The organism is Sphingobium cupriresistens (assembly GCF_004152865.1).
GTDB classification, from domain to species: domain Bacteria; phylum Pseudomonadota; class Alphaproteobacteria; order Sphingomonadales; family Sphingomonadaceae; genus Sphingobium; species Sphingobium cupriresistens.
Window position 1 is genome coordinate 18344 of the sequence record NZ_SEOO01000038.1, and the last position, 11817, is coordinate 30160.

Annotated in this window: 16 protein-coding genes; 8 read left to right on the top strand and 8 right to left on the bottom strand. The window is 62.2% G+C overall.

From position 1 onward, the window contains the following. Positions 1–18 precede the first annotated feature (18 nt). The 8 genes from EWH12_RS17850 to EWH12_RS22330 form a co-directional block, all read right to left on the bottom strand. A complete protein-coding gene (locus EWH12_RS17850; protein ID WP_129927386.1) occupies positions 19–402 on the bottom strand; it encodes a tail fiber assembly protein in 384 nt (127 codons plus the stop codon). A gap of 4 nt (positions 403–406) precedes the next feature. After that, on the bottom strand, positions 407–2734 hold the full coding sequence (locus tag EWH12_RS17855) for a phage tail protein (RefSeq protein ID WP_165363652.1): 2328 nt from the start codon (positions 2732–2734) through the stop codon (positions 407–409). Next, positions 2734–3156: a DUF6950 family protein gene (locus EWH12_RS17860; protein ID WP_129927388.1), complete on the bottom strand. Its 423-nt coding sequence runs from the start codon at positions 3154–3156 to the stop codon at positions 2734–2736. The genes EWH12_RS17855 and EWH12_RS17860 overlap by 1 nt, the downstream gene beginning before the upstream one ends. Further along, positions 3153–3797, bottom strand: a complete 645-nt coding sequence (locus tag EWH12_RS17865; RefSeq protein WP_129927389.1) for a hypothetical protein — start codon at positions 3795–3797, stop codon at positions 3153–3155. The genes EWH12_RS17860 and EWH12_RS17865 overlap by 4 nt, the downstream gene beginning before the upstream one ends. Continuing rightward, on the bottom strand, positions 3797–5749 hold the full coding sequence (locus tag EWH12_RS17870; RefSeq protein WP_129927390.1) for a phage tail tape measure protein: 1953 nt from the start codon (positions 5747–5749) through the stop codon (positions 3797–3799). The genes EWH12_RS17865 and EWH12_RS17870 overlap by 1 nt, the downstream gene beginning before the upstream one ends. Positions 5750–5861: 112 nt before the next feature. Next, positions 5862–6101: a hypothetical protein gene (locus EWH12_RS17875; RefSeq protein ID WP_129927391.1), complete on the bottom strand. Its 240-nt coding sequence runs from the start codon at positions 6099–6101 to the stop codon at positions 5862–5864. A gap of 59 nt (positions 6102–6160) precedes the next feature. Beyond that, positions 6161–6535, bottom strand: coding sequence for a hypothetical protein (locus EWH12_RS17880; protein WP_129927392.1), 375 nt, complete (start codon positions 6533–6535; stop codon positions 6161–6163). 2 nt (positions 6536–6537) lie between these two features. Then, a complete protein-coding gene (locus EWH12_RS22330) occupies positions 6538–6858 on the bottom strand; it encodes a phage tail protein (protein WP_165363653.1) in 321 nt (106 codons plus the stop codon). Positions 6859–6983: 125 nt separating this feature from the next. Between EWH12_RS22330 and EWH12_RS17890 the strand changes: the two genes are divergently transcribed. Genes EWH12_RS17890 through EWH12_RS17920 form a run of 8 tightly spaced genes read left to right on the top strand, consistent with a single transcriptional unit; the run spans position 6984 to position 10938 of the window. Next, entirely contained in the window at positions 6984–7289 is a 306-nt protein-coding gene (locus tag EWH12_RS17890; RefSeq protein ID WP_129927394.1) for a hypothetical protein, read from the top strand. Continuing rightward, positions 7286–7579 (top strand): hypothetical protein, encoded by a 294-nt coding sequence (locus EWH12_RS17895; protein WP_129927395.1) that lies wholly within the window; start codon positions 7286–7288, stop codon positions 7577–7579. The genes EWH12_RS17890 and EWH12_RS17895 overlap by 4 nt, the downstream gene beginning before the upstream one ends. Beyond that, positions 7579–7833 carry a hypothetical protein gene (locus tag EWH12_RS17900; RefSeq protein WP_129927396.1) on the top strand — a complete coding sequence of 85 codons (255 nt, stop codon included), beginning with the start codon at positions 7579–7581 and terminating at the stop codon, positions 7831–7833. Before EWH12_RS17895 ends, EWH12_RS17900 begins: the two co-directional genes overlap by 1 nt. 1 nt (position 7834) lies before the next feature. Next, complete coding sequence (locus tag EWH12_RS17905) at positions 7835–9055, top strand: site-specific integrase (protein WP_129927397.1); 1221 nt, start codon at positions 7835–7837, stop codon at positions 9053–9055. Next, a complete protein-coding gene (locus EWH12_RS17910; protein WP_129927398.1) occupies positions 9052–10197 on the top strand; it encodes a hypothetical protein in 1146 nt (381 codons plus the stop codon). The genes EWH12_RS17905 and EWH12_RS17910 overlap by 4 nt, the downstream gene beginning before the upstream one ends. After that, on the top strand, positions 10197–10538 hold the full coding sequence (locus EWH12_RS17915) for a DUF3307 domain-containing protein (protein ID WP_129927399.1): 342 nt from the start codon (positions 10197–10199) through the stop codon (positions 10536–10538). The genes EWH12_RS17910 and EWH12_RS17915 overlap by 1 nt, the downstream gene beginning before the upstream one ends. Next, entirely contained in the window at positions 10535–10693 is a 159-nt protein-coding gene (locus EWH12_RS22335) for a hypothetical protein (protein WP_165363654.1), read from the top strand. The genes EWH12_RS17915 and EWH12_RS22335 overlap by 4 nt, the downstream gene beginning before the upstream one ends. After that, on the top strand, positions 10690–10938 hold the full coding sequence (locus EWH12_RS17920) for a hypothetical protein (RefSeq protein ID WP_129927400.1): 249 nt from the start codon (positions 10690–10692) through the stop codon (positions 10936–10938). The genes EWH12_RS22335 and EWH12_RS17920 overlap by 4 nt, the downstream gene beginning before the upstream one ends. Positions 10939–11817 lie beyond the last annotated feature (879 nt).

The following is an 11817-nucleotide window of genomic DNA, read 5'->3' on the forward strand; positions in this document are numbered from 1 at the left end:
TTTGCCCTTTCGAGGAAATTAGGTGGACGGCTTTTCGGGCCAGATGACGGTGCCAGGCGTGACGTCAGGCTGGTCGATAAAGATATCGCGCAGGGCCTGGCGATAGGTTCGCCATGCGGCCCGAAGTTCGTCGGACAGCGGGCTGTCACCCACCTGCGTCCAGTCCGATTCGAGCAGGCGGCTCCATCGTTCGGCCCTGACTTTCTGCAGTTCGTCGTCAGCGGACGGCGCCAGCGGATCAACGCCGCTCTTATCCGCGCGCATGACCGATGGCACAGCCTCGATCGCCTCGACGGCCCATTCATCCTCGCCGAGCTGGTTGACGATGTGCTCAGGCGCTGCGCGGATGAATAGCCTGACGCGCTGGCCGGGGACGCCGACAGCGAATAGTCCGTTGCTCATTTTTTCAGCGCCTGAATGTAGAGCGTCGCATTTTCCAGGGTGATGCCGGCGCTGCCGCGCAGGACATCTGGATAGAATAAGTGCCGGCCGAAAGTTCAACGACAGGCGCCGTGGTCCATGTCGGGATGGGAACGCCCGCACCCCCGCCGATGGAGCCATAGACGATGCCGCCAACCGTGATGTCGGCACCGAAATCCGCGCTGCCGCTATAGGACTGGACCCCCAGTCCGATGAACATGACCGTGGCTGGCTTATCCAGCACGAAGCTGTAGCTGATGACCGTTTGCATCGTGCTGCTGGGAGCCGATCCTGAACCGTTGAAGGTTGAAGCGGCGGCCAGATAAACCTTGGTCGAAACGGCATCGTCCTGGATCGCCTCGGTGGCGACCCTGTTGACCTTCACCGTGCCGTCGGGGTTGAGGCCGGCCGTCACCGTCGCGTCGATCTCGGAAATCTTGCCCGCGCCGGTCACCGCCGACAATATGATGAATTCGCCGTCGACCTGCTCGACGCGGTAGCCTATTCGAATCTGATAGCCCGTCTCGCTTTCGAGCGGCGCAATGACGTGCTGGACTGGTGCATTCGCCGACACGATTGCCGCTCTATTCCAGTCATCATCCCCAACCTTACGATAGTCGAGCAGCACTCCGTCGGCGCTGGGCATATCGCTATCGCCAACGACAATGATGGCCGGCAGACCCTCCCCAGTGGTGCTCCCCGAAACCGCCCAATTGGCGAGGTCGGGAGCCGGGGGCACGAGGTCGGGAGCCGTCAGACCGAATGGCGCGGGCGGCGTCGTGGACTGTCCGAGCGCATAGGCATGCTTGGAATATGTTTCTGTCTGCGCCGAAAACGAGACCTTGCCCGTGGCGGGGTCCGGCGCGCGGCGCATGATAAGGATCGGCTGATTGGCCAAGCCCTCTTCTGGCACATTGAGCAGGACGACATCGCCGGTCTTTAGGCCGATCCATTCCGGCCCAGTGGTGAACGTGATCGGGCCAGCCTCCCGGCTGTTGACGATGTCATAGGCCGCAAGCTGGCCCGGCTGCACGGCGGTATCACCAGAAAAGACCTGGACCAGAGGATAGTCGATTTCCTTGGTGCGCTGGCCTCTGTCGGCGGTCACATATTCTGGAACCGTGATCGCGGTGCCGGAAATCACCGACCAGTCGCTATCTTCGTCCACATAGCGCGGGATGACGCTGTTGAACCTGTCTCGACGGCTCTTCGTCGCGGCGATCGACAGGCTGTCGAGCAGATGACGGCTTTCGATCGTGGCGATTGCCGTGCGCGGCGTCGACACCATGCAACCGATCATCGCCCCGGTCTTGGTCGGCCGCGCGCCGCCTGCCTGGAGGATACGCTTGAGCGTGTCCCACTTGCTGTCCGTCGTCCACTCGACGCCCCCGACCTTCCAGCCGTTCGCGTCGCAGACGTTCGCGCATTCGACAAAATCACCAATTCTGATGGTCGGGACCGGCGCGCCTATCCCACAAGTCCGCTTGCCATTCTGCCAGCGGCCGAGCGCCCAGGTCAGAGCATGGAGCCCAGGGTTCTGCGACCAGACATAGGTGGCCTCGTCCAGCGCGCGGCACGCCCCCGATCCGCCAGGATAGGTGCTGTCGAGGCGTGGATCATAGACCCGGACCCACTTGCCGATCCATGCTGGCTCCGGCGCGCCCGCGCCGTACATCTCACCCTGCTTGTTATATCGCAGCGCCCACATGGCATGGGCAATGCCGGAAAGCCGGTGTTGGGACGTCCAGCCCGGCGCCGCGCCTCCGCCCAGCGTCAGTGCCAGCGCGCTGGCCTGCGGGCCGCCCATGTGGAGCTTCTGCCCCTGATAGTCGTGATAGGCGCCGATGGCGTTGCCGCCGCCGTCAAACGTCACCACCTCATTGTCGATGGTGAATCTCTCGATCTGCTCGATCTGACCACCGATGCTGAGCAGGGCGCCAAACCAGAGCAGGTCGTTGAACTTGGTGTAACCCGGCCGCGTATTGGTATCGGCATAGATACGCAGGCCGGACATGCGCGTCCGCCCAATGGCGTAAGGCAGGCCACTTTGCGGATTCGTCTGGAAGCTCGTGGCCGACCCCTGGCTGGAAATGCCCGGAGCGATTGCCGCCGACACGGCAGACAGGACGCCCGCCGCCAGGCCGCCATAGGTGCCGATGGCGGCGAGGGTGGCAGCCGAGATGTCTGCGACGCCGCCCGCCGTTGCTGCGGTCGTGGCGGTGGCTGCAAGGGCAGGCGCGGCAAGGCCCGCCGTGGACGCGATCAGGGCCACCGCCCCAATCACAAGCGCCGCCTTGCGCATGAAGCCCGACATTACAGGACGCTCCATGCAATATCGGGCCTGACGTCGATCCCGATCATGCCTTGATCAAGATAGTCTTCATGGAAGCCCAGCGCATGGCCATTGCCAGCGTAGATGCCAATCGCATCGATGCCGGCATGCCCTTCACCCATAATGATGTCACCCAAGAGCAGTCGCGAATAGGGAATGCGGGAAAGGCCGAAGCTGTCGATCAGGGCTGGAAGGCCATCGAAACCCAAGCGCGCGATTGCTCGACGCGCTGTCAGTGCCGACCCGTAGGCCCCCGCCTTGCTGATCCGGATGGGATAGCCGAGCTTTTTCAGGTGGAATGCCGCGACCTTCGCACAATCGACCTTGCCCCATGCAAAAGGTCGGCCGCGATAGCGCGCCATTGTCGCCTCAACCGCAGCGTGGCGCCGCTCCATCGGCGTCATCGCGGACGGTTCCAGGCAGCGATGGCCGCACCGGCGGCGGCCAAGCCGGTGCGCGTCGCGATCCGCCCCTTTGGCGGCTTCACGCCCCAGTAGAGATTGACGTCGGTTCCCGTCATATATTCAAGCCCCAGCTCCCCTGGCCAGATGGATTGATGCCAGCCGTTGGAGGCGCGTTGACCTTCCTCGACCTCGAACAGCCGCTCGAACACGCTGACGATCGAGAATTCCACCGTGCGCTCGCCGCGCTCGCTGACGCCGATCACAGGCACGTCGATTTCGCCGAGGAACAGGATTTCCGGGGTTCCAATGACTGCGCCGCTGGGACTGTCCACCGCGCCGACCATGATGGTGGCGACGCTGCCCTGCATATCTGGGTGAGACAGGACAGCAGCCGCGCTGACGTCCGGCGGGAACAGCGTCACCGTTACCTCCGGCGCGCTGTCCTCCATGTCCTCGCCCATCTCGGACAGCGCAGCGATCGTGCCGAACGTGTCATCCTTGCCACGGTAGATCTCGCTGCCGATCTGCAACACGGCTGAACCGTCGAGCAGGCGGAGAGTGTAATCCGGCAATTCGATCTTGATCGCGCCGAACAGGAGCGGGGCGGGCGCAGCGAGCGCGTTTTTTAGCGCGGCGTCCATCAGGCACCTTCCGACAGGGTGAAGCTGAAGCTGGCGAGACGGTCGACGCTGATCTGCCAGGACAGTTCTTCGCCAGGCGACACAAGGCCCTCGATCATCGGGGGGGCGATCTCCACCGCGTCATTGCTCGCCAGATTGGTGCGGATCATGGGCCAGATGTTGGCGTTGAGAATGCCGTCGCCGCCAACCGTGCCGTCTGAGGCGAAGATGTGGAGGTAGCGCCGCGAAGCATGGACCAGCGACAGGAACTGCCCTTCTTTCGGCTGATAGCCCGGCGTCATGTCCTTGAACGGTATCGAGGTGCCCGACACGATCGCCGTGGCGACCTTCGCAGCGCCGGGCGCGCCGGTGTCGAAATCCGGCTGCATCCACTCCATGCGAAGGCGATCTTCACGCGCGCGCAGCAGGCGGGACTGGATCACCAGGGCGTCGCTGCGGGTCGCCGCCATCTTCGCGGCATTGTTCGCCGCCACCGTACGATTCGACCACATGTAAAACAGGGTCAGCGCCGTAACTGCGATCCCGATAGGACCGGCGAGACGGAGCAAAATAGCGCCAGCAGTGCCGAAAGCTGCTCCTAATCCAGCCATCGACAAAGCCAGGCGACCGAGCCAAGAAATGAGTACGCCGATCGGATTGATAAGGATAGCCAGGCCTTTGCCGAACAGGCCAAGTTGCCCGAACGCCAGCGGCAGCGCGAACTTGGCGAGTGTTAGCACGGCGAGGGACAGAGGTCCGATCGCGGCTGCAAAACCCCATACCGCCACCCCAACCGACAGCAGTGCCGGTGGCAAATTTGCGAGGCCGTCTACAAGGCCGGTCATCGCATTGGTGACGGCGGTGAACACCGCGAGGATGCCGGTAGCGCCGAGCGCGATCTTGAGGCCATCGAAAGCGTTCGACAGGCGATCGGTAGACGCCTCAAGCCCCTGCATCTGGATAGCCAGCTTCTCGCCTGCATCCGTTTGCCCGATCGTTTTCTGCAGATCGTCAAAGGCCTGCCCGCCCAGCCGCATGAGTCCGATCGCAGTCCTCATCCCGTCCGTGCCGAACATCGTTGTCAGCGCATCGGTGCGCGAACGGTCCGACAGTTTGCCCAACTTCGCGCGCAGCATTTCCGCGATGTCGGCGACATCTTTCATCTTCCCGCCCGCGTCGAAAAAATCGAGTCCGAGCTTCGCCATAACCGCGCCCGCTTCTTTAGACTTAGGCGTCAGGGTGGTGATAAAGGTCTTGAAGGATGTACCAGCGTCCGAGCCGCTGCCAAACAGCGCGGCGGTACCGGCAAGCGCCGTGTTGAAATCCTCGAAAGAGACACCGGCAGCGCCCGCGACACCGCCGCCCTGGGCGATAGCATCCTTGAAATCGTTGAAGCCGAGCTTCGATGCATCCAGCGCGCCGGTGATATTGTTCACCACGCCTTCCAGATCGCCCGTGCCCTTGCCGAACTGCGCCATGACATCGGTCACGACGGCGGCGGATTCGCTGAGCCCGGCCGCATTGGCGGCTGCAAGGCGCAGCGTCTGGGCGAGCCCACCGCCGAGAATGTCCCGCGCACCCATGCCAGCCAGCGCCAACGTCTCGATCCCGTCCGCCGCCTCTTTCGCGCTTCTTCCGACCTGGGGGCCAAGCTGGCGCGCGGCGTCGGACAACGCGGTCAATTGCTCGCTTGAAATGCCGCGCAACGCCGCGTTGACGTTGTTCATGGACTTTTCGAACGCTCCCGCGCCACGCTTGGAAACGATCGCCATGCCGGCGAACGGAACGCTGATCGCCGCCGTCAGGCCAAGCCCGATGTTGCGGATCTTCGTCTCAAGCTCCTTGAACGAAGACGCGACTTCCTTCGCGAAATCGGCAAGGCCCTCCCGCGCATCCTCGAGCCCGAGCGCCCAGCCTTTGACGTCGATTGACAGATCGCCGTGCATCCCGCCGAGGCGCATGTCGTCACTCATATTACGCCTCCACGAAAATTGGCCCGCTGATAAAATCAGCAGGCGATTGCGATTGATGGTTGAAAAGAGGGCATCCCTTTAGCCGCCCGCGGCCCGATCTACCGTCCCGTCCTCAAGCCACCTTCCTGATCTCGATCGGCGCGCCCGCCGCCTGCATGTCCTGAAATGCAGCCAGCATATCGTCGGTCGACTGTGGCGCATCGGGTTTTGCGGGCCTGAGCAAGTCCTGAAGCGAAGGCAGATATTTCGCCTTCGGATAGCGGCCCAAATTCACGACCAACCGCGCCTGATAGGTGAGAGCTTCGATCTCAGCCTTGCGGGCGGCGCTATAGCCATCCAGCGCCGCCTTCAATGTGCGGGGGGTCTGTCGCCAGAACGAATCTGGATCATGGCCCGCCTGCGCCCAGAGCGTTAGGAGGCCGATCCAGTCCCAGCCTTTACTTTCGGCCCCTTTCCCTCCGTACTCTTGGTTCCACTGGCCTCCGGTGCTGGCATCGCCGCCTTCAACGCGCGGGACAGCGCATCTTGCATGGTCTCCAGCCCGGCGTCCGACATGATCTCCCCGGCTTCTGCGATCGTAGTGCGCGGGTGATGATTCTGGAGACCTGCACAAAAGATCGATCGCAGGAGTTTGAAACTTGGCCTGGCTTGCACCTGATCGATAAGCTCGGAAACGCCCAGACCGGTTTCATCTTCAAGCGCGCAGAACGTATTCACGTCGAATACCAGAACGTAATCCGAAGCCCCCGCCTTGAACGCAGCTTCGCCTCTTAGCGAATTCGCCATGATTACGCCCCCGCCGCTTCGGTCTCTAGGTTGACCCACTTGACACGGGCCGTCGCGGTGCGACGATCCATCATCGGATTGCTGCGCACATAGTCGCGCACGAGCAGCGAGCCCGTGATTTCCCAGGTTCCGGTGCCATTTTGCAGCACGATCTTATAGGCGTGAGGGCGGAGGTCTGCCTTCGCCTTGCGCAACAGGACATCGCTTGGCGAACCGGGGATAACCGCGGGGGAACCATCCCTTGCGCGCGGCGAGCGGGCCATCAACGTCAAGATGACGTTGCCGCTCGCACTGTTCGAAACCCCCAGCATTGTCGCGCGCATTACGGCTTCGTCCTTCGCGACGCCTTTCCCCTTCCGCTGGTGCCATGCAACGGGATTCTCGGCTTCTTCGGCTTAGAAGCGGATGTTCGCCATGCGGTTGCCCAGAACATCAAGGCGGTGGCGGCATGAAAGCCTGTGACTTTCCCGGTTCCCGCCGCATCGGAGCGCCCGCCAATTGGGACGCGGACCTTGATGGATCGGTCGGCACCATCTTCGTGGTGGACGCCGTCGACACCTTGTCCGGCATGAACTTGATGTATTCGGTCTACCAGCCGACGCCCGAAGATCTCGCCGCACTCAGTGCGGGAGGCGCGATCCGTCTGGGCATCATGGGCCGGTCGCATCCGGTTTTTCAGCTTTGCGTCCTGACGCCGGAGCGTTGCGCTGACGCGGGCCTGAAGCCGATGTGGGATTTGGGGGAGCCGGTATGACGCTGAGAATCGATGAAGCCGCCAAGAAAGCGATCGAGCTTCGCCACCGTCTCGCGAAAGGCGAGGCCGCAATCAAGGCCATGGAGTGGCTGAGCCACGCGGACATCCTGACGCACGCGAAGCTGCAGATCACCTCTAATTGGGGTAGCGTGCACGACGGCAACAAGGCTGCGCTCAGGTACATCAACGAAGAACTGGCCCGTCTGGCGCCTGACATCATCGCGAAGGCGAAGCGTCAAGCGCAGCAGGACATGGACGGCTATCTCGGTCAGCAGAAGGACCACCGCTGATGGGCGCCCCCGCACATCAGGTGACGTTCAACACGCCGCCCTTCACCTTCACCCGCGACGAGGCGCTGCGCTACACCGGTCTCGCCCCCAAAATGTTCGACCATTTGGAGCAGGTGGGATCGATCACCGGCCGACGGTTCGGCCGTAACGGGTCCACCGTCTATCTGCGCGAGCAGTTGGAGCAGGTGACCGCCAACCTGTTCGGCGTCGTGTCGACCGACATAGACAGCGAATTCGAGGGCCTCGGTGGGTAGGTTGGATAAGATCAAGCTCCCGCGCTACCTGCGCGCCAAGCGGCTGGCGGGCGGCCTGGCCTATTTCTGGGAGCGCCCCACCTGGGCGAGGCCGCCGGCCGAGAAGCATGGCCGCGCTTGCCCGGTCGATTCGGAGGCTCTTGACACCGACCTGCCCGTCGCGATCGGTAAGGCCGAACTGCTCAACGCCGCGCTGGACGACTGGCGCAACGGCGTTGAGGGGAAAGTAGCCGAAGGCACGGTCGCGGCCCTGTTCGGCTGGTATCGCGGCCACGTCCGCTTTACCGAGGCCAGCCACCGGACCCGCGAAGACTATCGCGAGATGATGACGCACGTCGAGGCGGTCCAGCTCAAGACGACGACCTTCGGCCAGCGGCGCGCGGCAGAGGTCAACGCCAGCCACGCGGACGCACTCTACCGGCTGCTCGTGAAGCAGCGCGGCGATCGGCAGGGCGCCTATTGCATGCAGGTCTGCCGCCGCGTCTGGAACGAAGCGATTCGCGCCAAGAAGGTGAAAGACCCGAACCCCTTCGCGCGCATGGGGATCAAGATGAAGGCGAAGAAGGGCAACCGGGCGAACACGCGGGTCGAGTATAATCGGTTTCGTGAAGAGGCGCGAAAGCAGGGGTTCCAGTCGATGGCGACCGCGGCGGCTATCTCGTTCGAGATCCTGCGGCGCGTGTCGGACGTGTTCGGCTACGTCAACGAGCCGGGCGACGAAGAGCGCGGCTTCTTCTGGGAGGACTACCAACCGGGTGTCCAGATCGCCATGCGCCAGGGGAAGACGGGCGATTCGCAGATCATCCCGTTGCGCGGCGACCCCGATCCTGAGAGCGATGACCCCGAGGTCCGCGATCTTGGCGCGCGGCTCTATCCTGAGCTTGAAGCCGAACTGGCCCGTATGAAGCGGGGGCGGGGGCACATCGTCATCAATGAGCAGACCGGAAAGCGCTACACCGAATCTCAGGCGACCTGGCGCTGGCGCGCGATCCGCGATGCCGCCGGGCTGCATGACGGGTTCACGATGACAGGCAACCGCCATGGCGGCGCGACCGAGCTGGGCGACGCCGGCGTCTATGACATTCGTCCGGTGTCGGGCCACCGCACGCTGCAGCAGACCGCCACCTACAACAAGGCCACCCAGGAGAAGGCGCGCAGCGCCGGGACCGCGCGTCAGCGACATATCGCCGAGCGGGCGAGGAAAGAGAAGGATCGACCATGACCGACAACACCACCCCCACCCAGGATCTCCGCAGCGCGCTAGAGCCGTTTGCTTTAGAGGCGGCCAACTATGACGACAACGACGGCGAACCGGATTTTTTGAATGCTCCGGATGGGAGTCGGCTTGACGAATTTCACGACTTGACGGTCGGGCAACTCCGGGCGGCGCGGAAGGCGTGGTCTTCATCTGGTCATGCCCTCGCGGAAAACGCAGACGGCCCGGCTGGCGATCCGTTTTCAGATGCCAACATGCTGCGATCGATCGCGCGCGACTGCGAGCGCTGGCCGAACAACAGCATCAGCGATGGAGCGCCGACCAGCGCTGATACCCTGCGCGAAATCGCCGCCCGGATCGAAGCCGCCCAACCCGCAGAAAACGAAAAGGGGGGGTACAATCCGCTTGCTGAACCGCTGCGCCGCGCCCTGTTGGCCGGATCAAATCTGCTATCCGAATTGGAAGCGCATCAAGATATGGCCGATCAACAATTGGAGGTTGACGATCAAGCGATTGTCGAGGGCGCGAAGCAAGATATGGCTTGGGCGGAAAAAGCGTTGAAACGCCACAATGCCCTTGGCGCGTTGGCCGAAAATGACGCTGATATACTCGATATCGATCCGTCCGCCCTCTCCCCTGCGCCAGATCGCGGGGCGGATGATGCTTGCCAGCCGAGTGGGGATGTGGCGGCTATGCGGGAGGCGCGCGATCTTGTGTATCGGATCGAGGCGGCGGGCGCATTGGAATACGAGGCCGTCAATTTCGAGCGCTGGAAGGAAACGGCCCGCCGCATTGCTCCTAGCCTTCGCGCCCTCCCTCTCCCCTCGCAAGAGGTCGAGCCAGCCGCAGACGATGGCGACGGTCGCGTTTCGATCACGCGGGAAATGTTCGACTTCCTCTGTGGCGCTGGGTCACTGGAGGGCTATCATTTCGGCGACAAGCACAAAGCCGAGCGCGGCACATGGTGGTGGCGCAAGAGGCTGCACGCAATGGCCCAAGCAGCTTACCCCACTAGCGCGGGGGAGGGGGAGCAGCTTCGCATCGGATGGTGGAACGACATGAAGGCGCGCGGTGTCAGTGATGACGCTGCTATTCTCACGATACAGGCAGCCCTCGCTCCAGCGGATGCGCGGAAGGGGGAGGGGTGATGGACCCGACCATGATGCTGATAGCGCTTGTCGCTGCTCACGCGCTGGCAGATTACCCGCTGCAAGGCGACTTCCTGAGTAAGGCGAAGAACCGCACGGCACCGATACCCGGCGTCCCATGGCAGCAAGCGCTTGGGGCGCATGTCGTCATCCATGGTGCTGCCGTCGCCTTCATCACCGGCATCTGGTGGCTGTTCTTCGCAGAGGCGTTGATCCACTGGCTGACCGATGACGCGAAGTGCCGGGGCAAGCTGACGTTCAATCAGGATCAGGCCATCCATCTGGCTTGCAAATTCGCATGGCTTGTCATCGCCCTCCAGCACAAGGGCGCGGGGCAATGAGCATCATTGAAAGAGCATCGCTTGCCTGCCTTCTTCTTTCCTGCCTGACCGCGCTCGCCAATCCCTGGCTGGAAAATACGTTCTGGCGTCGGGTATCGGCGGTCCTAATTTTCTTGTCGGCTATTTTGTTTGTGTTCGGGGGATCGGGACAATGAGCGGGGAGATTTTGAAAGCCCTGGACGTGAACGCAGAGCATAGCGGTGACCCCATTGCGCGCGCCTATTTCAGCCAAGCAGCGGCGGCAATTCGCAAAGCCGAATGGGCGGCCGAGCATTGGCGGTCGTCAGCATCAATCGAGCGGGAAGCAAACCACCAACTGCGCAAGGACAATCGCCAGTTACAAGCAGCGGTTGATCGCCTGATCGCCGAATCCGCGAACGACACCAGCCATGCCGATTGAGCCGAGCGAGAGGGCGCGGGAGGCGGCTGCTGCCATCATTTTGCAACATTGGGGCCAGCCAAATAGCATGGCACGACGCGCAGACAGCATCCGCGCGGGCCATTGCGACCATGATGCTTTCGTCCAAGCCTTCGCCCGCTTCGAAGCCGAGACGCGCAAGGATGAGCGGGAGAGGGGGACAGAATGAAGCGCCGCGATAAGCCCTGATTCTGCAGCCAGAACAAGCCGCGAACAACGCCAATTTGTCGGAATGTTGTCGGAATAACTTATCGGAACGACGAAAGTCCGGCAGCGCTATGCACTCCGGAAAATCCAGTCAATTCAATATGGTGCGGACGGCGGGACTTGAACCCGCATTTCCAGGGGAAGGCGGATTTTAAGTCCTTTTTTATATGGCATTAAAATATTGAATTTATTCAATAATATTATATTTAATGGAAAAACTGTGCTAGGATAATGTGCTAAAAACTAGGCCGGAGAACGGCTGTTTTCCGGCGGCTTGGACCTTGTCATGGCTTCGATACCCTGTCCAGAGGGTTGCTATCTCTGAGCCTTTGCCGACCGCTCTTCAAGATCAGCGCGGCAAATCGACAATGAAGCCGGGGGGCTGTGCTAGCGCATTCAGGAGTGCAACCACAGGTCAGTCTTCTTGGTGGGCAGGGGTATGCCTACCCCACGTGAGTTATAAATCTGAGATTTATGCCTCATCCGAACAAAGCACCCTGCCTGCCCCGCTCGATGAGCCAGCCATTTGAGAACGGCGGAGCAATATTCGACCACGGTAGCGGCGGGATAGTCCTGCTGCGGGCGGCGTAAAAGTCGTCCACCTTGAAGCCTTTCTGCCGAGTCAGGGAGGTGTGGGGATCTACAGCGTGGAAC